The organism is Undibacterium sp. TJN25, from assembly GCF_049339885.1.
Taxonomy (GTDB): domain Bacteria; phylum Pseudomonadota; class Gammaproteobacteria; order Burkholderiales; family Burkholderiaceae_D; genus Undibacterium.
In genome coordinates, this window is record NZ_JBMPPM010000019.1 from 1 (window position 1) to 21,819 (window position 21,819).

19 protein-coding genes are annotated in these 21,819 nt (G+C 57.5%); 11 read left to right on the plus strand and 8 right to left on the minus strand.

Annotation, left to right across the window (positions count from 1 at the left end; all coding sequences use genetic code 11):
• The first annotated feature begins 235 nt into the window (after positions 1-235).
• Positions 236-1,156 carry a cation diffusion facilitator family transporter gene (locus tag ACO0LO_RS27830; protein ID WP_422969598.1) on the plus strand — a complete coding sequence of 307 codons (921 nt, stop codon included), beginning with the start codon at positions 236-238 and terminating at the stop codon, positions 1,154-1,156.
• A gap of 21 nt (positions 1,157-1,177) precedes the next feature.
• Here the strand turns inward: ACO0LO_RS27830 and ACO0LO_RS27835 are convergent, their stop codons facing one another.
• From ACO0LO_RS27835 to ACO0LO_RS27860, 6 genes are all read right to left on the minus strand, one after another.
• Positions 1,178-1,780 (minus strand): DUF7482 domain-containing protein, encoded by a 603-nt coding sequence (locus ACO0LO_RS27835; protein WP_422969600.1) that lies wholly within the window; start codon positions 1,778-1,780, stop codon positions 1,178-1,180.
• A gap of 121 nt (positions 1,781-1,901) precedes the next feature.
• Entirely contained in the window at positions 1,902-4,517 is a 2,616-nt protein-coding gene (locus ACO0LO_RS27840) for a DUF1631 family protein (protein WP_422969602.1), read from the minus strand.
• A 235-nt stretch (positions 4,518-4,752) separates the two neighbouring features.
• Positions 4,753-7,410, minus strand: a complete 2,658-nt coding sequence (locus ACO0LO_RS27845; protein WP_422969604.1) for a DNA topoisomerase III — start codon at positions 7,408-7,410, stop codon at positions 4,753-4,755.
• Between the two features lie 422 nt (positions 7,411-7,832).
• Positions 7,833-8,309 carry a DUF494 family protein gene (locus ACO0LO_RS27850; RefSeq protein WP_422969606.1) on the minus strand — a complete coding sequence of 159 codons (477 nt, stop codon included), beginning with the start codon at positions 8,307-8,309 and terminating at the stop codon, positions 7,833-7,835.
• A gap of 234 nt (positions 8,310-8,543) precedes the next feature.
• Positions 8,544-9,656, minus strand: a complete 1,113-nt coding sequence (gene dprA / locus ACO0LO_RS27855) for a DNA-processing protein DprA (RefSeq protein ID WP_422969608.1) — start codon at positions 9,654-9,656, stop codon at positions 8,544-8,546.
• Positions 9,657-9,667: 11 nt separating this feature from the next.
• A complete protein-coding gene (locus tag ACO0LO_RS27860; RefSeq protein ID WP_422969610.1) occupies positions 9,668-10,777 on the minus strand; it encodes a LysM peptidoglycan-binding domain-containing protein in 1,110 nt (369 codons plus the stop codon).
• A 270-nt stretch (positions 10,778-11,047) separates the two neighbouring features.
• Between ACO0LO_RS27860 and def the strand changes: the two genes are divergently transcribed.
• The gene (def, locus tag ACO0LO_RS27865; protein WP_422969612.1) at positions 11,048-11,575 is read left to right on the plus strand and encodes a peptide deformylase; all 528 of its coding nucleotides are present in this window, start codon (positions 11,048-11,050) and stop codon (positions 11,573-11,575) included.
• Complete coding sequence (gene fmt / locus ACO0LO_RS27870; protein ID WP_422969614.1) at positions 11,575-12,537, plus strand: methionyl-tRNA formyltransferase; 963 nt, start codon at positions 11,575-11,577, stop codon at positions 12,535-12,537. Before def ends, fmt begins: the two co-directional genes overlap by 1 nt.
• 161 nt (positions 12,538-12,698) lie before the next feature.
• On the opposite strand, the gene ACO0LO_RS27875 is transcribed toward fmt, so the two are convergent.
• The gene (locus tag ACO0LO_RS27875; protein WP_422969616.1) at positions 12,699-12,899 is read right to left on the minus strand and encodes a hypothetical protein; all 201 of its coding nucleotides are present in this window, start codon (positions 12,897-12,899) and stop codon (positions 12,699-12,701) included.
• A gap of 1 nt (position 12,900) precedes the next feature.
• Here ACO0LO_RS27875 and ACO0LO_RS27880 point away from each other — a divergent pair, with 1 nt between their 5' ends.
• The 6 genes from ACO0LO_RS27880 to ACO0LO_RS27905 all read left to right on the plus strand — a co-directional run bounded on the left by ACO0LO_RS27880 (position 12,901) and on the right by ACO0LO_RS27905 (position 18,871).
• Positions 12,901-14,091: a substrate-binding domain-containing protein gene (locus ACO0LO_RS27880; RefSeq protein ID WP_422969618.1), complete on the plus strand. Its 1,191-nt coding sequence runs from the start codon at positions 12,901-12,903 to the stop codon at positions 14,089-14,091.
• 76 nt (positions 14,092-14,167) lie between these two features.
• Positions 14,168-14,938, plus strand: a complete 771-nt coding sequence (locus ACO0LO_RS27885; protein ID WP_422969620.1) for an ABC transporter ATP-binding protein — start codon at positions 14,168-14,170, stop codon at positions 14,936-14,938.
• Positions 14,935-15,657 carry an ABC transporter ATP-binding protein gene (locus tag ACO0LO_RS27890; RefSeq protein WP_422969622.1) on the plus strand — a complete coding sequence of 241 codons (723 nt, stop codon included), beginning with the start codon at positions 14,935-14,937 and terminating at the stop codon, positions 15,655-15,657. Before ACO0LO_RS27885 ends, ACO0LO_RS27890 begins: the two co-directional genes overlap by 4 nt.
• Entirely contained in the window at positions 15,657-16,649 is a 993-nt protein-coding gene (locus ACO0LO_RS27895) for a branched-chain amino acid ABC transporter permease (RefSeq protein WP_422969624.1), read from the plus strand. Before ACO0LO_RS27890 ends, ACO0LO_RS27895 begins: the two co-directional genes overlap by 1 nt.
• Complete coding sequence (locus ACO0LO_RS27900) at positions 16,646-17,707, plus strand: branched-chain amino acid ABC transporter permease (RefSeq protein ID WP_422969625.1); 1,062 nt, start codon at positions 16,646-16,648, stop codon at positions 17,705-17,707. Before ACO0LO_RS27895 ends, ACO0LO_RS27900 begins: the two co-directional genes overlap by 4 nt.
• 330 nt (positions 17,708-18,037) lie before the next feature.
• Entirely contained in the window at positions 18,038-18,871 is an 834-nt protein-coding gene (locus tag ACO0LO_RS27905) for an alpha/beta fold hydrolase (protein WP_422969627.1), read from the plus strand.
• A gap of 16 nt (positions 18,872-18,887) precedes the next feature.
• Here ACO0LO_RS27905 and nhaR read toward each other — a convergent pair whose 3' ends face one another.
• Positions 18,888-19,802, minus strand: coding sequence for a transcriptional activator NhaR (gene nhaR / locus ACO0LO_RS27910; protein WP_422969629.1), 915 nt, complete (start codon positions 19,800-19,802; stop codon positions 18,888-18,890).
• Positions 19,803-20,011: 209 nt separating this feature from the next.
• On the opposite strand from nhaR, the gene ACO0LO_RS27915 reads away from it, so the two are divergent.
• Both ACO0LO_RS27915 and ACO0LO_RS27920 read left to right on the plus strand, forming a co-directional pair.
• Entirely contained in the window at positions 20,012-20,692 is a 681-nt protein-coding gene (locus ACO0LO_RS27915) for a Bax inhibitor-1/YccA family protein (protein ID WP_422969681.1), read from the plus strand.
• Between the two features lie 64 nt (positions 20,693-20,756).
• Complete coding sequence (locus ACO0LO_RS27920; protein ID WP_422969631.1) at positions 20,757-21,722, plus strand: TerC family protein; 966 nt, start codon at positions 20,757-20,759, stop codon at positions 21,720-21,722.
• Positions 21,723-21,819: the final 97 nt, after the last annotated feature.

Sequence of the window (21,819 nt, forward strand, 5' to 3'; positions counted from 1 at the left end):
TTCCGTCTTCACTTGCCCACTCATCCCGCTCAAAAACAGCCCAACTTCCCGCTGTCCCTTTCGCGTTATTTGCTGCTTGCCTCGACGGGAGCCGAACTATAGCAAGCCTCATCCAAACTTGGCAAGCTTTTTTATAAACTATTTTCACTGATTAGATTTATTGCAAGATTGTGAAGAAGCCGTTATGTTTATCCCTTACCTTATCCGCTGACTTCTCACTTATATCTAGATACCCATGTCATCCAATAATGAAGGCTCTACCAAGGCTATCTTTTATGCTCTCGGCGCCAATGGCGGCATTGCTGTGGCAAAGTTCGGCGCAGCTGCATTTACCGGTTCCGGCGCCATGCTGGCAGAGGCCATCCATTCGCTGGCGGACTGCGTCAACCAGGTATTCCTGCTGCTGGGCCTGAAAGAAGCCAAACGCCCGCCAAGCGCTTCCCACCCTATGGGCTATGGCCGCGTCGTCTATTTCTGGGCAATGATGGTCGCTTTGCTGCTGTTTTTCCTGGGCGGCGCATTCTCGGTAATGGAGGGCGTAGAAAGGCTGAAACATACTGAACCCCTGAAAAACCCGCTGGTCGCGCTGGCCGTGCTGGGCATTTCAGTCACGCTGGAGGCTTTCTCGCTCTACGGTGCGATGAAAGAAATCAACAAAATTTCCCAGGGCAAGTCTTTCATCAGGTGGTTCCGTGAAACCCGCCAGTCGGAACTGATGGTCGTCGCCGGCGAAGATATTGCGGCGCTGGCAGGCCTGGCAGTCGCTTTTACGGCCGTCGTGCTGGCCGTGGTCACCGGCAACCCGGTCTGGGATGCCGTAGGTTCCATCGTCGTGGGTATATTGCTGATGATCGTAGCCTTCTTCGTTACGCGCGAAGTCAAAGCCATGATCACCGGAGAATCTGCCGCACCGGAAGTCAACGATGCAATCAAGGCGCATATAGAGGCGCACCCGCACGTGGAATCAGTGATCAACTTGATTACGCTGCAATGGGGTGAACAGTTGATGGTGGCAGTCCAGGCCAAGATGCGCCGCCAGGAATCCGACCTGGCGCTGGTGCATGCGATCAACGAGGTCGAGGAAAGCATACAGCAAACCTGGCCCCAGGCTAAATGGTGCTTCTTTGAGCCAGATATTGAAGCCGGCAAGGACTAAACCTGCCGACCGGCGGCAGGCTCAGGGTTTCTGGATATGTATAGTGAACTCTTGCAGCTTGCCGTCTTTCACGGCAAACAGAATAGGGCAGTTCACGACGATATCGGTCGCCTGTATGCTCACCAGCTTTTTCTCTTCCGCATCCAGTACCTCCTCCTCCGAGCGCAGTACCCGGGGTTTGGTTCCCGGCAGCCAGCTCACCATATAGACCACCCATAAAGGCGTATATTCTGCGCTGGTGCTGGCATAGCCTGCCGGCTGGGGTGCGGACGGGAACACGCTGCCCTGGTTGAAATTGGGGAATTTATATACACGGTCTACTGCTGAAGGCTGGCCCGGCACCGGTGCACGCAACGCATGCTTCAGGCGGGGCACGTAATTGGTGGCAGTCTGCTGCGCCATGTCCCGGTCCGACATATCGGTGGAAATATAGTGAACCAGATTGCCCTGGTACCAGCCCGCCAGCAAAGGCAGCTCTATGGTTGCCACCGTATTCTCATCCAGCTTCAATGCCGGTGCCGGTGCAGCGGGTGCCTGCGCATATACCGCGCCGCACGTGAAGATGGAGGCGCTTAACAGAATATTTGCCGCAAAAATGTTGTGGTATTGATTTTGTCTGCGCATGTTTATCCTCTGCAATGCCCTCTGCTCATCGGCAGTGCCGCGCCAAAGCCGGCAACAACAGGATTTGCCGAGGCTGAAGTGAATCAGTCGCCCAAGCACGCGGTTTCCTTACATCAATAAATCACTGCGCGGCAGAATTCATGCTATCGGCAGATTGCAGCAGCGACTGCACCGCGCGCTCAAACAGCGGCTCAGCTTCCAGGAAGCGCACACGGCCATGGTCGATCAGGCGGCGGAACATCTGCACGCTGACCATGGATGGCGCTGACTGCCCATCCAAGGTCAGAACCAGACTGGACAACTGCGGATCCACCCAGCTGAGGCGGCCCAGGCCGGGCTTGCCGCCGAGGTTGATCTCCAGCGCAACGCCGTTTTGCAACCTTTGCATGACAGTCGCCTCGTCCGCCTCCCGGCTTGCCGCATCGTCCTTTTCGGGTGCGTCAGCCGCCAGTTCCTGGTCATCTTCCAGTATCCGGTCTATCCACTGCACCTCGATATTCATTTCCTTGATTGCATCATCCAGGAATTGGCGGTTCTCTGCGCTGTCCGGAGCAAGCGCCAGTCCTGTGCTTGCCTCCGGGTTATCGATGAACTTGCTGAAATGCGTATGTATCACAGGCAGGGGCGGTGATGTCCGCGCATTCGGCGTTGCCTTCAATGCGCTGGTGTGCGCATCCACCAGCCAGTTCAGCAAACCCTGCTGCCGGGCGGAATCCCAGCCCATCAGCCCCAGCCCTTCGCGCAACGTATTCAGGATGATGGGCAGCAAGGCAAACAGCTGGCTGCGCTCATCCGCCGTCAGTTTCGGCACGATACTCCATAACAGGTCAGGCACTAGCAGGCGGAAGCGGCGGGCGCGCTTGGCATCGCTGCGGTCAGCGTGCTCAATCGCATGCACCCAGTCATTTTGCAGGAAGCCCTGCAGATAAGGATCAATGGTCAGGTCAGCCAGCGCCTGCGCCATTTGCGCGGTGGTGTGGGCAAAGCGCAAAGTACGATTCTGCGCCTGCTCCACCGCCTGCACGGTGCTTTCCACATTATTGCGGGCGCGTAATTCATGAGCGATAAACGCATCCAGTTCGTCTAGTGCCTTGGCGAACATTGCCGAATCCTCAGTCTCGTCATCCAGCAGCGTGGCGACTATCCTGACGATCTCCTTGGTCAGCTGCGTGCCGCCGGGGTCCAGCTGCTTCAAGCCCAGCGAGATCGAACCGATGCGATTCACCAGCAAGCGTACCGGATGTCCCTTCTGTGTCAGCAGTGTGGGGTCACGCAGCGCCATCTTCAGCACCAGGAATTGCAGCCGGCCCAACTGGGCCCGCACTTCAGCCGGCACTTGCGTATCGCGCAGGATGAATTCGAACAGCATCGCGACGATATCGATCGTCATCTGCTCGTCAATGCTCTTGGCTTCGCTATTGAGCTGCGAACGCCGTTCCAGGATGAGGTTACGTACCTCACCATGCTGGTCCAGCATTTGCTCTGTCGCCGGCGTATGCGAGTTTTGCAACTGGCGCACCGAGCCTGTCAGCACGGTGTCTGCCCGTTGCGTCGTAGATGCGGTCAGGCCGCCGTCATAGTTCAGCTGCGAATTTGGAAACGGAGAGTCGCCCAGGGACGCGCTGTCGCTGAGGTGGTTTGCTACCTTGGATTGCCAGCTCGCGGCGCCATCCGAGAAAAACCTGCGCAGTACGTCGCCGACCACCTGGCCGCTACCCAGCCAGCCCGACTTGCCGGACGCATGCGCTTCACCTGCGACGGGGGAGCTCACTCCCGCATCCGCCCCTGCCTCCGCCGACGCGGCGCGCCCAGGCAGAGAGCCGACGATGCCGCCCGCCATCACGCGCACCGAATCCAGCAACTGATCCACCCTGCCCTTGGGCGTATCCGACGACAGCACACGCGAATCTATATCGTATTGTTTGCCGCCAATTTCATATTGTCCTGCGGCCCCTTGTCCGTCTGCCGCTCCGCCGTATCCGGCGCCGCCGCCGCTGCCGCGCATGCCCGGCATTGCAGCTGCCGCCCCGGCAACGATGTCGTCGGCCAGCACCTCATCCGCCTGGTACGGTGCAGAAACGCCCGGCTGGGTAGGGGATTTCTTTATCTTCAGCTGCAATTGTGCAGCAATGCCATGCTTAGCCAGCTGCGAGTTTACGCTGTTGTAGATATCCACCATGTGAGGCGCCAGCACTTCCGCCAGTTGCGCCACCAGAATCGCATTCAAAGCTTCGCTTTGTTCCAGGCTTTCCACGGATTTGGCAATGCAGCGTGAAAAAAGGTAGGGGCGGAAAGGGTTTTCCCTCTCGTTGATCGAGTCCTGCTCAAATAGCAACGCGATGCGGATATTCAGATCGCGTAATTGCTCTTCTGCTTCATTACGGAAATTCTGGGTGATCTGGTTAATGCGGAGTTCATCCTCCATCACGGAAGACTCGATCAGCGCCAGCGTGTCGCTCTGGAAGGCGACGGTGGGACGAAAGTTGTTATAGGTAGTCTGGAAACTGCGGTTTAGCAGATGCTCCATTTCCTTGCGCATCTGCTGCACCAGCTGTTCCTGCCTGACCCGCAATACGCTGCGGGCAGTCAGTACCCAACCCTGCTCGATGGAGGAGCGGCTCTGGTCCGCTTTCGTATACAAGCCCTCAATTGCATGCGGAAGGGAGTTATTGACCGCGTCCACAAATGTCCGGAGGAATTCAGCGCGCGTGGTCGCCAACAACTGATTCAAATCCATGTTGATCCTTATCGCTTTCTGGCGACATGAGGCTTACTGAAGCGCTTTTTGCGCCGGCCTTACCGCATTGACCAAACGGCAGTGTCGTCGGCGACGATAGGCCGCAACTTCCGGCCAGACCAATGTAACAACAGCTCCCAATATGGAATATCTGTAAACTATAAACGAAATGCCCGGGCTTTTGCCAGCAAAGTTGCAGCGAAGGCCTATACCACCGGCCTTCGCTGTACCCGACTCAGGCTGCCGCTTTCTTTTTGGCTGCCGGTTTTTTGGCGGCGGGCTTTTTGGCGGCGGCAGTTTTTGCAGGCGCCTTTACCGCTTTTACGGCAGTCGCACGCGCGGCCGGTTTTTTGGCCGTTTTTTCTTCTTCGGTTTCAGGTTCCGCCGCGGCAGCCTTGCCTTTGGCTGGCGCCTTGGCCTTGCGCTCCTCAAATTCGAAACTGACCTTGCCATCCTTGCCGCGTACTAAAAACGCCTTGAACGGACGGCGTGTGCGTTGCGAAACAAAGCCCGGCAGCAGATCTGTCTTGCCTTCGTTGAGCAACTTGGACATCTGCTCCGGTAAGATTTCCTGCTGCAGGATGATGCGTCCACTGCGGAAATCGCAGGTCTTGGGCTTGGAAACGGATTTCTCGCACACGTAAGACAAGGCCATCTCGTAGACGCCGTTGCCGCATTTTGGGCAAGGCCCCAATGCGGTGTGGCCGGTGAAATCGACGCCTTCACCGTCCTCGCCCTCATCCTGGCTCTGGCCGAAATCAAACTCCAGCTTCATATTGCTGTTGTCGGCATCCGGCACGATTTTCAATATCGCCGCAAAAGGCCGGCCCATCTTGGAGCGGAAACCTTGCAAAGGACCGATCTCGCGCTTGTTCAGCAATTCTTCAACCTCGGCCACTTCAAACTGGCGGCTGCCCGGCGTCTTGCTCATTGAGAATTCACATTTGGTGCAGGCAAAGCGGCGATAGTTTTCCTTCACCACGCCACCACAATTAGGGCAGGGCGTTTTCAGCGTTGCATAATCGCCGGGGATCGTATCGTTGTTGTATTCCTTGGCGCGTTTGACGATGATCTGCGTCATCTGTGCAATTTCGCGCATGAATTCTTCACGGCTGATCTTGCCGCGTTCCATTTGCGACAGCTTGTATTCCCATTCGCCGGTCAACTCGGGTGAGGTCAGTTCATCCACGCCCAGGCCGCGCAACAGCGTCATCAGCTGGAAGGCTTTGGCGGTAGGCATCAGTTCGCGGCCTTCGCGCAGCAGGTATTTCTCGTTCAGCAGGCCTTCGATGATCGCGGCGCGCGTTGCCGGCGTGCCCAGCCCCTTGCCGGCCATCGCTTCGCGCAGGTCTTCATCGTCGACCAGCTTGCCGGCGCCTTCCATGGCGGACAACAGCGTCGCCTCCGAATAGCGTGCAGGCGGTTTGGTCACCAGGCCGTTTGCGACGATAGATTCCGTCTTTACTTTTTCGCCCTTGGCGACCGCCACCAAGTTGCCCTTGTTTTCAGGATCTTTTTCATCCTGCACTTCCTTGCCGTAGATCGCCAGCCAGCCCGGATTGGTCATGACCTTGCCTTCGGTCTTGAACTGATGGCCGGACACTTCGGTAATCCGCGTGGTCACCTGGAATTCTGCGGCCGGGAAAAACACTGACATAAAGCGGCGCGTTACCAGGTCATACAGCTTTTGCTCAGGCTCGGACAGGTTCTTCGGCACTTGCGTAGTCGGGATGATCGCAAAGTGATCACTGATCTTGGTGTTGTCGAAAATACGCTTGTTCGGCTTGACCCAGTTGCTTTTCAGGATCTGCTTGGCGAACTGGTGGTAGTTATTGTTCTCGGACACTGCTTCCAGCGTGTCGTTGACCGTGCTCAGGTAGTCTTCCGGCAGATGGCGGGAATCGGTACGCGGATAAGTCAGCACCTTGTGCTTTTCATACAAGGCTTGCGCCAGTCCCAGCGTGTTCTTGGCAGAAAACCCGAAGCGCGAGTTGGCTTCGCGCTGCAGGCTGGTCAGGTCGAACAGCGCAGGCGCCATTTGCGTGGCCGGCTTGGACTCTTCGGTGACATTGCCCAGCTTGCCCCGGCAGGCCGATACGATGGACTCGGCCGCAGCCTTGCTCCACAGGCGTTCGGCGCGCCTTTCGGGGTCGAACTCATCCTTCTTGAACTGGTGGTCCAGCCAGCGGCCTTCATAGATACCGGCCGCGCAGACGAATTCCGCGCGCACTTCCCAAAAATCGCGGGAGACGAAGCTCTTGATCTTTTCTTCACGCTCCACGACGATGGACAGGGTCGGCGTCTGCACGCGGCCCACGGTGGTCAGGTAAAAACCGCCTTCCTTGGAGTTGAACGCCGTCATCGCGCGGGTGCCATTGATGCCGATCAGCCAGTCGGCTTCGGAACGGCAGCGGGCCGCATCGGCCAGCGGCAGCATTTCATCGTCGGTACGCAGGTGCTTGAAGCCGTCGCGTATCGCACCCGGCGTCATCGACTGCAGCCACAGGCGGCTGACCGGCTGCTTCGCCTTCGCATGCTGCGCAATCAGGCGGAAAATCAGCTCACCTTCGCGGCCCGCATCACATGCGTTGATCAGCGCGGACACGTCCTTGCGCTTGATCAGCTTGTTCAGCACCTTCAGCCTGGACTCGGTCTTGGCGATCGGGTTCAGCGCAAAATGCGGCGGAATCATCGGCAGATGGGTGAATGTCCACTTGCCGCGCTTGACGTCATATTCTTCCGGCACCGCGATTTCCAGCAAATGGCCGACGGCGGATGACAGGACGTATTCGTCGGACTCGAAATACTCATCGTGCTTGGTAAAGCCGCCCAGGGTCTTCGCTATATCATTGGCGACGGAGGGCTTCTCGGCGATGATGAGGGTTTTGGTCATAGTGTGAGATCTCGATTGGTTCTTTAGCAAAACTGCCGGCTTGTTTTTATTGTTGCTGAGTCAATGCTTATGATGACTGTTTTAATCACCACGTTGTTATTGATTGCCAATTTATCAAATAGAGAGCACGCCTTTGTGGCGCTTCATTATTTTAGACAACGACAAGTATCTTAAAAACAACAAAATGGACTGACAGCCCAAAATAAGCGTAAGACTACCCTAAATAGGGAAATTTAGCGGGGATGATAAACGCGTTAACCGGAAATTCGCAATCGGCATGTGCTTTTTGCCACGTTTACAGGCCTTTTAAAGGCTGTCGGCAATGAAATGTTACATACAAGGAATGATTGCCGGAGCCAAGGACACAAAACACGTGGGGGTAGTCACCGGCATTGCAACAGGGGCCGTTTCGCCAAGTTGCGTTAATGCAACAGCCGGGGTTCGCTTTCGTCGTCTGACAGCAGCAATTCGTCAAACATCAGCATGTCGGGTTCTTTGCCCTGGCTCCACAGCATCATCAGCACAATCACTTTGACCTTATCCAATGGAACAGGGGATTCGTTGATGGCGAGCGAGCGCTCAATGACAATCTCGCGTTGTTGCGGATTAAGCAATCCCGCCGATTCCAGAAACTGAATAAAACCCATTGCAGGCGCGCCAAGGATGGCAATTTCCTGTTGGGCGTAGACACGGAATCCGGTAGAAAATGGAGCTGCTTCAGGCAATTTTGCGGCCAGGCCGTTGGTGTTGTCCGCCAATACAGTCAACCAGTCCAGCGCTTCGGAGATTTCATCCTCCTCAAAACCGACCGCCGACAATTTTTTGGCTAAGGCTTCTGCGTCCGGACAAGCGTCTGGACGGTAATACGTTTCGTAGAGGTATACAAGAATATCAAACATACTGTCACTGTATCCCCAAGGGCGTTTTGAAACAAGCCCCAAGGGAGCTTGCCGTTAAGGAAAATACTTCCGATTAGAGCGCTATTCTGTCCATATTTACATCCCTTAAAGATGGAATAAGCGACGAACTTTGCCCTGCCATCTTACTGCGCGAATGCATCGGCCACACAGGCAATACAATATGTTACAACGCACGCTTTACATACCGCACGACTGCGGAGAGATCTGCTCCAACTATGCGATTCGCCTGTAGTTAGCACCCGGCAAGTGCTCGATTATGCCGTCCAGCTCCAGGTTCAGTAATTGCGTATTCAATTCCGCGATATCCAGCCCTGATCGTAGCGCCAGCGTATCAATGTGGGCCGGATCATACCCCATCAACGCAAGCAGCGGATGATCGCTCTCCACCAGCGCAAGTTGGGCGGGCGGTTTCCGGACAGGCAACGCCGGCCCCGCCAGCAATTCATCCAGGATATCCTGCGCCGACTCCACCAGCTTGGCGCCCTGCTTGATCAGCAGGTGGCAGCCCTTGGCCAGCGGCGAATGGATCGACCCCGGTATCGCAAACACCTCCCGCCCCTGTTCGGCGGCCATGCGGGCGGTAATCAGCGAGCCGGACTGGGCCGCCGCCTCCACCACAAGAACACCTTTGGCCAGACCGGAGATAATGCGGTTGCGGCGCGGAAAGTTAGCAGCAATCGCCGGCATGCCTAGCGGGTACTCACTTACGATGCAGCCCCCTTCAGCAATCAGGTGTGCCAGTGCGCGGTTGCGTGCGGGATAGACGATGTCGGCGCCGGTGCCGATCACGGCGACCGTCGAACCAGGCCCGCGCAGGCCGCCATGGTGGGCTGCCGCGTCTATGCCGACGGCAAGGCCGGAGACGATGGTCCAGCCGCCCTTGCTCAGCGATTCGGAAAATTTCTCGGCATTGCCTACGCCCTGGACCGTTGCATTGCGGCTGCCCACCACGGCAATGGACGCCGCTTCCAGCAACGCCGCGCGGCCTTTGACGTACAGGATGACGGGCGGATCAGGAATATTCAGCAAAGCGGGCGGGTAGCCGGCATCGGCCAGCGTCAGCGCCTGGTTGCCGGGCTGCGCGCACCAGTCCAGCGTCCTTGCGATCTGCGCCTGTATCTGCGGGGTGATGGGTTCGCTGAGCGGCAGCGCTATCCTGTCCGGCACCACCGAGCGCAGGGCAGTGAAGCCGGCGGCAAATATCTGGGCGGGCAAGCCGAATGCCGCCAGCAGCTTGCGGGCAGTCTCCTGGCCTACACCCGGAGTCTGCTCCAGGCGTATCCAGTCTGCCAGCTCAGCTGTATTGCCGTTCTCCGATGCAAGCACTGCGGCGCAGGCTATTCAGGCGATGCCACGATATCGCCAATCTGCACGGTATTGGTCACCTGCATGACCAGTCCATAGGAGATATTCTGGAACACGCGGAAAATAAACAGCGTGCCGTATTTTTCATCAGGCAGCTTGATAGGTTTCTTGTTGTCGGTAGGGTCCGGCACCGTTTCACCGAAGCGGCCCAGCTCCAGCACGGTACCGAGATTCAGACCGCTGCTCGCGCCGCGGTTGATGCTGATAATATTGTTTTGCCCGCCCTGGCCCACGCCGCCATACACAGCCACTACCCGCGCAGACACCGCCTGCTCGGGCGGATGCGGCACATAATTCAGTATCGGTGTCGGGGGAATAGGCACCAGCCGGTCGCCGACCGTCATCTCCTCCTTGGCGCTGACAACCGTAAAGGTATCGACGCTGTCGGCGCTTTTAGCGACGCGGTCCAACTTGACCGTTCCCAGAAACACCGCTTCAAAGCCGATGACCTTCTTGGTTTCCGGATCTTTCAGTGCCACGCCGGGACGGAATACCTGGAACGAAGTGCCGCCTCTCAGGTCGCCGCGCACATAGGCCTTGTCATTCTTGGCCAGCACCACGCGTCCCTCCTGCGTCGCCACGATGCGCGGCGCAGTGAGCAAGTCATTTTCTTCAATGATCAGCGGCTGCGACAGGAAAGGCTCGATCAGGTTAGACGGGATCGCCGGAATGGCGTCGCCAGCCAGACCCTGCGTGCGCAATTGCGGCGACAGCCTGGTCGTGCCGGATGGTTCACCGCCAGTGACGACCTGGCCCAGGCGCAGGCGGCCATTGACGCGGTCGAAATACACGATCTGTCCGGGATAGATCCAGTGAGGGTTGCGGATTTCTTCACGGTTCATGCCCCATACTTCAGGCCAGCACCAAGGATTGGCCAGGAATTTTCCGGAGATGCCCCACAGCGTATCTCCCCTGACCACAACATGCTTGTCCGGCGCATCCGGCCGGAAACTGCATTTGCCGCCGGCGGTCCTGCCGGGATTGCCCGAAGCACCTGAAGCATCCTGCGCGAATGCCGGCATAGCGCCCAGCGCCGGAAAGGCAAATGCGAGGACCAGAGCGATTGTGCTAAACTTTTTCATGTATATTGTCCGATGCGTGGTACGTCGTGGTGCTGTCAGGGTGAATTATGTGCAGCTTATACCATAGCGTGAGCATGCCGCAGTTTTGTACCGGAGAGCCTGCATTCACATTATCATGCATGGAATGCTGCTACTGCATACGAAAAGATGCTGAAATGATAAGGCCTGCGCCTGCAAAACTTGCCAAATTGAATCAAATTCTGCCCACAAATCCTTGAACTAGCAAGAAAAAACGCTTTGTTGTACTGATCCGTTGTTGCGAAATGTCTTATGTCTATATTAAATATCCTCCGTTATCCCGATCCACGCTTACATAAAGTTGCCAAGCCGGTCACCGTTTTTGACGGACGCCTGAAAAAACTGGCCGCCGATATGGCGGAAACCATGTATGAAGCTCCCGGAGTCGGCCTTGCCGCATCCCAGGTCGACGTCCATGAACAGCTGATCGTCATCGATACCTCGGACACCAACAGCGACCTGCGCGTGTTCATCAATCCCGAGATCGTCTGGGCCAGCGAAGAGACCAGGATTTACGATGAAGGCTGCCTGTCGGTGCCCGGCGTCTATGACGGTGTGGAACGGCCCGCCGAGGTGAAGGTAAAGGCGCTGGACCTAGATGGTAAATCTTTTGAAGTGCATGCCGACGGCCTGCTGGCCGTTTGTATACAGCATGAGATGGATCACCTGAAAGGCAAGGTCTTCGTCGAGTACCTGTCGCCGCTGAAGCGCAACCGTATCAAGACCAAGATGCTGAAAGAAGAACGCGAAGAAAACCGCAGCAAGCAGCGTGTACGCTGATGAAAGTCATCTTTGCCGGCACACCGGAATTTGCCGCCGTCGCACTGCAAGCACTGCACCAGGCCGGTTTTGAAATTCCGCTGGTAATGACCCAGCCGGATCGTCCTGCCGGGCGCGGCATGCAGATGCATGCATCTGCCGTCAAGCAGTTCGCTCTGCAGCACAACATCCCTGTCGCCCAGCCCGTATCGCTGCGGCTGGATGGCAAATATCCCGATATCGCCAAGGATGCGCATGCCTTGCTACACGCCACCCCCCATGACGTCATGGTGGTTGCGGCTTATGGCCTCATACTGCCGCGTTCGGTGCTGGATATCCCGCGCCTGGGCTGCATCAATATCCACGGTTCGCTGCTGCCGCGCTGGCGCGGCGCCGCCCCGATACACAGGGCGGTAGAAGCCGGCGACACCGAAACCGGCATCACCATCATGCAAATGGAAGAAGGCCTGGATACCGGCCCCATGCTCAGCATGGAGAAAATCACCATCACCGGCAGCGACACCACAGGCAGTCTGCATGACACGCTCGCCGCCATGGGCGGCCGCATGATCGTGGATGCCCTGCGCAAGCTGCAACAGGGCGAGTTGGACTCCACGCCGCAACCGCAGGAAGGCGTGACCTATGCCTCCAAGATCAGCAAGGAAGAAGCGGCGCTGGATTTCAGCGAACCCGCAGAGCTCATCGCCCGGAAGATACGTGCCTTCAACCCTTTCCCCGGCGCCCACGCCAGCTACGCAGGCAGCGCCATCAAGATCTGGCACGCCGAAGCTGCCGACCTGCAGGCCGGCAGCTACACCCGCGGCCAGGTATTGGCCGCCACGCCGCAAGACGGCGTACTGGTTGCCTGCGGCAGCGGTGTGCTGAAGCTGATCGAGTTGCAAAAACCCGGAGGCAAGCGCCTGCCGGTGGCGGAATTCCTCAAAGGCTTTCCTATCGAAGCCGGGCTGCAATTCACAAAATAGCCGCAAAGTAGCTGCCTTAGCCTCTCCAGCCGCCGTCCCGTTACAGGGACGGCGCGCCATCCGTCTCTTTTTTCTTCCGCAAATACCATTTGCACCCCAGTAGTTCTACTGTATTGTGCTGTCTAGTTGACAAATATAGTATCGAAAACTGCACTACATAATTAAAAATAAATATTGGAGACTGGGCAGCACATCCGCCCGAAGAAAATATCGCGCAGGGCGGCATCATACGTCGCGCGCGTGCATTTTCCATCATCGCCGCTCATGGCGATGTTCTCTCCTGCCCTGTGTATTCCTTTTGTATCCTTGTATCCTTGTATCCCTTTATCAGACGAATAGAAGTACTCATTATCAGGAGACATAATGAAACGCTTTGCCCTTACCGCAATTGCCGCCGTCATTTCCATCGCGGCATTCAGCCAGCCCGCCGCTGCCAAAGACATCAAGATTGCACATGTCTATGACAAGACCGGCGCGCTTGAAGCCTACGCAAAGCAAACCCAGATCGGCCTGATGATGGGGCTGGACTATGCGACCAAGGGCACGATGATGGTGAACGGCAACAAGATCGTGCTGATAGAAAAAGACAGCCAGGGCAAGCCCGACGTCGGCAAATCCTTGCTGGCGCAGGCCTATGGCGACGACAAGGTGGACTTGGCCATCGGCCCCACCTCATCCGGCGTGGCGCTGGCGATGCTGCCCGTCGCCGAGGAATACAAGAAGATACTGATCGTCGAACCCGCAGTTGCCGACTCCATCACCGGCGAAAAATGGAACCGCTATATTTTCCGCACCGGCCGCAATTCCTCGCAGGATGCGATCTCCAATGCGGTTGCGCTCGACAAGCCCGGCGTCACCATCGCCACGCTGGCCCAGGACTACGCATTTGGTAAGGATGGCGTCAAGGCATTCAAACAAGCCCTGTCCGGCAAGGGCGCCAAACTCGTGCATGAAGAATACCTGCCGACTACTACCACCGACTTTACCGCCGGGGCACAGCACCTAATCGATGCCCTCAAGGACAAGCCGGGCCGCAAGATCATCTTCGTCATCTGGGCGGGCGCCGGCAATCCCTTCAAGATTGCCGACCTGGACCTGAAACGCTACGGCATCGAGATTGCCACCGGCGGCAACATCCTGCCGGCAATGGCTGCGTACAAGAACTTCCCGGGCATGGAAGGCGCGACTTATTACTACTTCGGCATCCCTAAAAACCCGGTCAACGAATGGCTGGTCGCCAATCACTACAAAACCTACAAGGCGCCGCCTGATTTCTTTACTGCAGGCGGCATGGCTGCCGGCATAGCGGCAGTGGAAGCATTGACCAAGGCCGGCAACAACCTGAGCACCGACAACCTGATCAAGACCATGGAAGGCATGGAATTCCAGACGCCCAAGGGGAAAATGGTCTTCCGCAAGGAAGATCACCAGGCGCTGCAATCGATGTACCACTTCAAGATCAAGGTGGACCCTGCCTTCCCTTGGGGGGTGCCGGAACTGGTGCGCGAGCTGAAGATAGAGGATATGAACATCCCTATCAAGAACAAGCGCTGACACGCTTTTCCGACTTGCCTCCCGCCTCGCAGTCCGGAGGGGAGGCACATCGTCCATTTCACTCATCGGCGACCACTTGAGCACCTCTTTAGAAACCCGCGCGTTGACCGTCAATTTCGGCGGTCACGTTGCCGTCAACCAGGTATCCTGCGCATTTTCGCCCGGCACGCTGACAGCCATCGTCGGCCCTAACGGCGCCGGAAAAACGACGTATTTCAACCTGATCTCCGGTCAATTGCCTATCACCAGCGGCCAGGTGCTACTGCACGGGCAAGACCTGACTTCCGAAAATGCCGCCAGCCGGGCGCAACGCGGCCTGGGCCGTGCCTTCCAGCTGACCAACCTGTTCCCGCGGTTGTCGGTGCTGGAAAACGTGCGACTGGCGATACAGGCGCGGCACAAGCTCGGCGTGCAGATTTTTTCCACCTGGTTTTCACATCGCGTGCTGATAGAAGAAGCGGAACAGATACTGGAGCAGATTGCACTGACATCCCGGCGCGATACGCCTGCCGCGGAGCTGCCGCACGGCGACCAGCGCAAGCTGGAGGTGGGCCTGCTGCTGGCGATGAAGCCGGATGTTTTCATGTTCGACGAACCGACAGCCGGCATGAGCCACGACGAAGCACCGGTGATACTGGACCTGATCGCCACCATCAAGCAGCAGCGCGACAAGACCATCCTGCTGGTTGAACACAAGATGGATGTCGTCGAAAGGCTGGCCGACCGCATCATCGTGCTCAACCAGGGCGAACTGGTGGCGGACGGCGAACCTGCCGCCGTGATGCAATCGAAGGTGGTGCAGGAAGCCTACCTGGGCGTAGCGGCAAGCGACGAGGTGGCCGCATGAGCGACGTCCTGCTGAAACTGCAAGCAGTGCATACCCATATCGGCCCCTACCACATCCTGCAAGGCGTGGACCTGGATGTGGCGCGCGGCCAGCTGACAATGCTGCTGGGACGCAACGGCGCCGGAAAAAGCACAACCCTGCGTACCATCATGGGCCTGTGGCAGGCCAGCGCTGGCGAACTGACGCTGGATGGCGCCTCCATCAAAGGCATCAATACTGCTGATATCGCCTTGTGCGGCATAGGCTATGTGCCGGAAAACATGGGCATTTTCAGCGACCTCAGCGTGCGCGAGAACATGCTGCTGGCAGCGCGCTCCGGCCCCATGGATACCCGCAGGCTGGAATGGATCTTCGGCCTGTTCCCGGCATTGAAACAATTCTGGGACAAGCCGGCCGGCAAATTATCCGGCGGACAGAAGCAAATGGTCGCCATCGCGCGCGCCATCATAGAAAAACGCACACTCTATATGTTCGATGAACCGTCCAAGGGACTGGCGCCGGTGATGGTCAACAGCATGATCGCCGCGCTGCGTGAGCTGAAAAAAGAGGGCGCGACGATACTGCTGGTGGAACAGAACCTGGCCGTAGCACAAGCACTGGGCGACATGGTCGCGGTGATGGATTCCGGACGCGTCATCCATAGCGGCAGCATGGCGGCGCTCAGTGCCGATACGGAACTGCAGCAAAGATTGCTGGGCCTCAGCGTGGGAGCGCATTGATGCAGATACTGAACAATACCCTGGGCAAGAAACTGCCGCAGTTCGTTATCCCGCTGGTCATGCTGGCGGGTCTGATCCTGGTGCCCAACCTGCCCACCTGGATCACGCTGACAGTAGCCGGCCTGGCAATGGGCATGATGATCTTCATCATGGCCAGCGGCCTGACGCTGGTATTCGGCCTGATGGATGTGATGAACTTCGGTCACGGCGTATTCATCGCCATTGGCGCCTTCGTTGCCACCAGCGTGCTGCTGCCCATGGCCGACTGGATGCAGGCGGAGAACGCAGCGCTGAACCTGCTGGCCATCGGCATAGCGATGGCAGCGGCGGCATTGGTCGCCGGCCTGCTGGGCTGGGCGTTCGAACGCATCATGATCAGGCCGGTATACGGGCAGCACCTGAAGCAGATCCTGATCACCACCGGTGGCCTGATCATTGCCGAACAGTTGATCCATGCAATCTGGGGGCCGGAGCAAATCGCGCTGCCTCGCCCTGCCAGCCTGCGCGGCGCCTGGATTTTCGGCGACGTCGCGATAGAAAAATTCCGTGTAATTGCCGTGGTGCTGGGCCTGCTGATCTTCGCCATCATGTGGCTGGTGCTGAACCGCAGCAAGATAGGCCTGCTGGTGCGCGCCGGCGTGGAGAATCCGGAGATGGTGGAAACGCTGGGCTACAAGATCCGCAGGCTGTTCATCGGCGTCTTCGTCGTCGGTTCCGCGCTGGCCGGGCTGGGCGGCGTGTTATGGGGCCTGTACCAGGAAACCGTCAGCGCAACGATGGGCGCGCAGCTGATGGTGCTGATCTTTATCGTCATCATCATAGGCGGCCTCGGTTCAGTGGGCGGCTGCTTCGCCGGCGCGCTGCTGGTAGGGCTGATGGCCAACTACGTCGGCTTTCTGGCACCCAAGATCGCGCTGGGCGCCAACATCCTGCTGATGGTGCTGATCCTGTTATGGCGGCCGCAGGGCCTGTTTCCGGTGGCGTCTCGATGATACGAAAACTTTTCTCCGGCGACCTGCCGGGCAGCCGCGTGCTGACAGCACTGCTGGCCCTTGTCCTGCTGGGCCTGCTGCTGACGCCCTTCATTTTCCCTGGCACCCGTGCACTGAATGTCGCCGCCAAGATCTGTGTCTTTATCGTACTGGCCGCCAGCTATGACCTGCTGCTGGGCTATACCGGGATCGTATCGTTTGCGCATACGATGTTTTTCGGTATCGGCGCCTACGGCGTTGGCATCGCGATGTCGCGATTCGAACCCGGCTGGCTTCCGCTGGCACTGGGCATACTCGCGGCAATGCTGGTAGCCCTGGCGCTGGCGCTGCTGCTGGGCCTGCTTTCGCTCAGGGTAAGAACCATCTTCTTTGCAATGATGTCGCTGGCGCTGGCCTCTTTCTTCGTCATCCTGGCTTCGCAATTTTCCGACTATACCGGCGGCGAAGATGGCCTGACCTTCAGCCTGCCCGCACTGCTGTCGCCCGGCACCCAGTTCCTGGAAGAGCCCTGGCTGAGCGTGGACTGGAACGGCAAGATCCTGGCCTACTACATCGTCTTCTTCGCCAGCACCGCATTGGTCCTGTTCTGCCTGCGCATAGTCAATTCCCCCTTCGGCCGCGTACTGCAGGCAATCCGCGAAAACGACTTCCGCGTGGCCGCGATAGGCTTCAATCCCGTCACCTACCGCACCGTAGGCAACTGCCTCGCCGCCCTGCTGGCCTGCCTGGCCGGCGCACTCTACGCCATTTGGCTACGCTACGTCGGCCCCGACACGGTACTCAGCTTCGACATCATGATAGATATACTACTGATCGTGGTGATAGGCGGCATTGGGTCCATGTATGGGGCAGCCATAGGCGCAGCGCTATTCGTCATCGCGCAAAACTATCTGCAGGACGGCATGAAATTACTGCACGGAGGTCTGGAAGGCATCCCGCTAATCGCCAACTTCTTCCACCCCGACCGCTGGCTACTGTGGCTGGGCGTACTGTTTGTATTGTCGGTATACTTTTTACCGACGGGAATAGTCGGCAAGTTGCGACAACAAAGAAAATAATTGCAGCGTCATCGAAAAACCATCAATCTGGTTTTGAATTTGCCGTTGCCGTTGCCGTTGCCGTTGCCGTTGATTTTGACCTTCATCCGCTGGGGACGAAGCATTTTGTGCTTTACAAAAAATGGATCAGAAACAGACGTTGTCTGAGCCGCAGGCGAGTTTCGTCTGTTTCCCATTTTTTGTAATGCGCAAAATGTGATGGCGCAAAGCGCCGTCACCCGTAGGGCAAGTCTACGGTCGCCTTTTTTGGCTTACCTTTTTTGGCGAAGCAAAAAAGGTAAGTGGCCGCCGGGCCACCCCCGGCCTGCAATCGTAAAAAACACCAAGACTATGCACCCCACCTCCCACTACCTCACCATCCACCAAAAAGAACTCCACTACCTGCAATGGGGCTCCTCGCAAAACCCTACCGTCATCCTCAGCCACGGCCTGGCCAGAACCAGCCGCGACTTCGACGATCTTGCCAAAGTGCTGGCAAACGACTATCACGTCATCGCACCCGACATGCTGGGCCGCGGCCTGTCGCAATGGAGTCCGGAACCGCAAAAAGAATATTGCCTGGAATTCTACGCAAAGCTGATGACGGAGTTAGCCGATCAGTTAAAGATACAAAGCATGCGCTGGGTAGACACCTCAATGGGCGGCGCCATCGGCATGGTAGCTGCGGCCGGCCCGCTCAAGGAGCGTATCACCCACCTGGTACTGAACGACAACGGTCCACAACTGGCCGAAGCCGCGATCAACCGCATCCGCAGCTATGCCGGATCACCGGCCAGCTTTGATACGGTCACAGAACTGGAAAACTACTTCCGGCAGGTATATACACCGTATGGCTGGCTCAGCGACGAGCAATGGCGGCGCCTGGCGGAAAGCTCGGTACGCCGCCTGCCGGACGGCAAGGTCACGCCGCATTACGACCCCAGGATGGTGATGCAGTTTACCGAGCATGAAAACGACTACCTGCGCTGGAAGGAATACGACAGCCTGACATGCAAGACGCTGGTGCTGCGTGGAGAAAATTCAGACCTGTTGCTGGCCGATACGGCACAGCAGATGACGCAACACGGGCCGAAGGCAACGCTGGTGACAGTCGCAGGCTGCGGCCACGCCCCGGCGCTGAACGTGCCGGAACAGATCGCCGTAGTCAGTGATTTTTTGCGCTGATTTTTACGCCGGATACTTAGCTTGAACGGTCGCCGCCAAACAAGTCCTGCTGCGCAGCGCGGCTGATTGCCAGTACCGCAGGATGGGTCAGCTTGCGCTGTACTGAAATTGCATAAAACTGTTCGCGTATTTCTTCCGTACTGCCCACCTGCACGACGCCATACTGCCGCACCACCATGTCGGTTATCGCCGAAGGCGCGGCAAAAAACCCGGCGCCGGCCTGGCCGAATGCGCTCATCAGCGCACTGTCGTCAAACTCGCCGGCAATGCGCGGATGCAGTTGCTGCGCATTGATCCAGTGCATCAGCTTGGAGCGTAGCGCGGAATCCTCGCCGGGCAGCAGCAGGGGCGCCGCATCCAGGCAGGCCGGGAAGTCCGGCGCATACTGCCGCGCCAGCGCCTCGGTCGCAAAAAAGCTGATGCCGCACTCGCCCAGCAAGTGGTTGAAGCCGCGTACGTTAACGGTAGGCGGCATCGGGCTGTCGGTGATCACGATATCCAGCTTGTGCACCGCCAGTTCCGCCAGCAGATGCTCCAGCTTGCCTTCGCGGCAATTGATGCGCAAGGTTTGCGGCAGGCTCAGCGCCGGCTCCAGCAGCCGGTATGCCACCGGCTTCGCCACTGCGTCGGAAACCCCTACCCGCAGTTGCACCGTGCGCTCGGTGGGCCGGTGATGCAAGACCTCTTCCAGCTCCTGCCCAAGCGCAAAAATTTCCTCCGCATAGCTGAGCACCAGCCGCCCGGCTTCCGTCAGCACCAGGTTGCGGCCGCTTTTCTCAAACAGCTGTTCACCCTGGATTTCTTCAAACACGCTGAGCTGCCCGCTGATGGTCTGCGGCGTCAGGTGCAATTGTTCGCTGGCGCGCGCGATGCTGCCCGCCTTGGCCACCACCCAGAAATAGTGCAAATGCTTGTAATTCAAGTTGCTCATGGCAAATCCGTTCCAAATCCATCGTCTCTTAAGAATATACATCGTTTTATACGATGTATTTATCAATTATATTCGACTTTTATTGCGAATCGACAGCCACTACACTGATACTACCTTCTTTGGGAAGGTGAAAGGCAGCAAACGGTAACAAGCAGCAGGCAACACTCCGCCGCCTTTCAACATTTCAGGAGAAAAGCATGAAATTAAATATGAATCGTACCGCCCTGCGCAATGCGCAGACGGTCGACTACACGGACAGCAGTGCGAGCGAAGGCCATAAAGTCCTGCGCAACACCTATATGCTGCTGTCGATGACCTTGTTATTCAGTGCTTTGACGGCCGCTGCCAGCGTTGCGCTGGCTTTGCCCGGTCCGGGCATCATCATTACACTGGTCGGTTACTTCGGCCTGCTGTTCCTGACGACCAAATTCCGCAACAGCGGTCTCGGCCTGGCGTTCGTCTTCGCACTGACAGGCTTCATGGGCTATACGCTCGGCCCCATCATCAGCCATTACCTTGGCATGGCTGGCGGCAGCGGCATCGTGATGGGCGCGATGGGCATGACGGGTGCGATCTTCCTGGGCCTGTCGGCGTATGCGCTGATCAGCAAGCGCGATTTCAGCTTCCTCGGCAGCTTCCTGATGATAGGCGTACTGGTCGCTTTCGTCGCCAGCCTGGGTGCGATCTTCTTTCAGATTCCGGCGCTGTCGCTGACGATCTCTGCAGTGATGGTCTTGCTGATGTCCGGCATGATCCTGTTTGAAACCAGCAATATCATCCGCGGCGGCGAGACCAACTACATCATGGCCACCGTCAGCCTGTACATCACGATCTTCAACCTGTTCATCAGCTTGCTGCAGTTATTGGGCTTTGTCAGCCGCGAAGATTAAGAACTATTAGAACCATTAACACGGTGCAAGGCGGGAAACCGCTTTGCACCTTACGGAAGCAACAATGATACAAACCATCGCCCAGCCCTGGATGTGGGCTGTCTTTATCGCCTTTGTGCTGGGAATGCTGCTGCTCGACGTATTTGCGCTCGGCGGCTCGCGCTCGCACAAGGTGGGCGTGAAAGAGGCTGCGCTGTGGTCGGGCGTCTGGGTCAGCCTGGCGTTGCTGTTCGACCTCGGCCTGTGGCTCTACCTGAAGGATACGGTAGGCGCGGCTGTTGCAGATGCCAAGGCGATGGAATTCCTCGCAGGCTATGTCATCGAGAAATCATTGTCCGTCGACAACGTATTTGTGTTCCTGCTGATCTTCGGCCATTTCTCGGTGCCGCTGCAATACCAGCGCAAGGTGCTGCTATACGGCGTGCTGGGCGCCATCGTCATGCGTATTGCAATGATCCTGGCCGGCGTCTGGGTGGTGACGCAGTTTGCCTGGGTGCTCTACCTATTCGGCGTATTCCTGCTGGTGACCGGCTTCCGCATGCTGGTGTCGGCAGAAAAAGAGCCGGACCTGAACGCCAATCCGGTGCTGCGCTGGTCCAAAAAGCTGCTGCCTTTCACGGACAGCTTCCGCGCCGAGAAATTCAGCGTGGTTGAAGGCGGCAAGCGCCTGTTCACGCCGTTGCTGCTGGTGCTGATCCTGATCGAGATATCGGACGTCATCTTCGCAGTGGATTCGATACCGGCGATCTTTGCGATCACGACCGATCCCTTCATCGTATTCACCTCCAACATCTTCGCCATCATGGGCCTGCGCGCACTGTACTTCCTGCTGGCGGACATGGCAGAACGCTTCCACCTGCTGAAATTCGGCCTGGCGTTTGTATTGATGTTCGTCGGCGTCAAGATGCTGGTCGTGCAATGGCTGCACATTCCCACTGCGATTTCACTGCTGGTCATCGGCGGCATCCTGGCAAGTTCCATCGCCGCCAGCCTGATCGCTACCCGGCCGGAGAGAAAAGAAACCGACTAGGCTTCGGTTAAAACTGTATAAAACATTAACGGTTCCCTTTAGGGCACATTACCAGCGTTACGGTGATGTGCCCTTTTTTTATCCGCTTGTGCTTTTA

Coding starts and splice junctions, on each gene's coding strand:
- ACO0LO_RS27840 (WP_422969602.1), bottom strand. CDS start 4,517: ATGGATTTGAATCAGTTGTTGGCGACCACGCGCGCTGAATTCCTCCGG.
- ACO0LO_RS27895 (WP_422969624.1), top strand. CDS start 15,657: ATGCAGATACTGAACAATACCCTGGGCAAGAAACTGCCGCAGTTCGTT.
- nhaR (WP_422969629.1), bottom strand. CDS start 19,802: ATGAGCAACTTGAATTACAAGCATTTGCACTATTTCTGGGTGGTGGCC.
- ACO0LO_RS27920 (WP_422969631.1), top strand. CDS start 20,757: ATGATACAAACCATCGCCCAGCCCTGGATGTGGGCTGTCTTTATCGCC.
- ACO0LO_RS27850 (WP_422969606.1), bottom strand. CDS start 8,309: ATGTTTGATATTCTTGTATACCTCTACGAAACGTATTACCGTCCAGAC.
- ACO0LO_RS27845 (WP_422969604.1), bottom strand. CDS start 7,410: ATGACCAAAACCCTCATCATCGCCGAGAAGCCCTCCGTCGCCAATGAT.
- ACO0LO_RS27890 (WP_422969622.1), top strand. CDS start 14,935: ATGAGCGACGTCCTGCTGAAACTGCAAGCAGTGCATACCCATATCGGC.
- ACO0LO_RS27830 (WP_422969598.1), top strand. CDS start 236: ATGTCATCCAATAATGAAGGCTCTACCAAGGCTATCTTTTATGCTCTC.
- ACO0LO_RS27875 (WP_422969616.1), bottom strand. CDS start 12,899: ATGTCTCCTGATAATGAGTACTTCTATTCGTCTGATAAAGGGATACAA.
- ACO0LO_RS27915 (WP_422969681.1), top strand. CDS start 20,012: ATGAATCGTACCGCCCTGCGCAATGCGCAGACGGTCGACTACACGGAC.
- fmt (WP_422969614.1), top strand. CDS start 11,575: ATGAAAGTCATCTTTGCCGGCACACCGGAATTTGCCGCCGTCGCACTG.
- def (WP_422969612.1), top strand. CDS start 11,048: ATGTCTATATTAAATATCCTCCGTTATCCCGATCCACGCTTACATAAA.
- ACO0LO_RS27860 (WP_422969610.1), bottom strand. CDS start 10,777: ATGAAAAAGTTTAGCACAATCGCTCTGGTCCTCGCATTTGCCTTTCCG.
- ACO0LO_RS27880 (WP_422969618.1), top strand. CDS start 12,901: ATGAAACGCTTTGCCCTTACCGCAATTGCCGCCGTCATTTCCATCGCG.
- ACO0LO_RS27905 (WP_422969627.1), top strand. CDS start 18,038: ATGCACCCCACCTCCCACTACCTCACCATCCACCAAAAAGAACTCCAC.
- ACO0LO_RS27835 (WP_422969600.1), bottom strand. CDS start 1,780: ATGCGCAGACAAAATCAATACCACAACATTTTTGCGGCAAATATTCTG.
- ACO0LO_RS27900 (WP_422969625.1), top strand. CDS start 16,646: ATGATACGAAAACTTTTCTCCGGCGACCTGCCGGGCAGCCGCGTGCTG.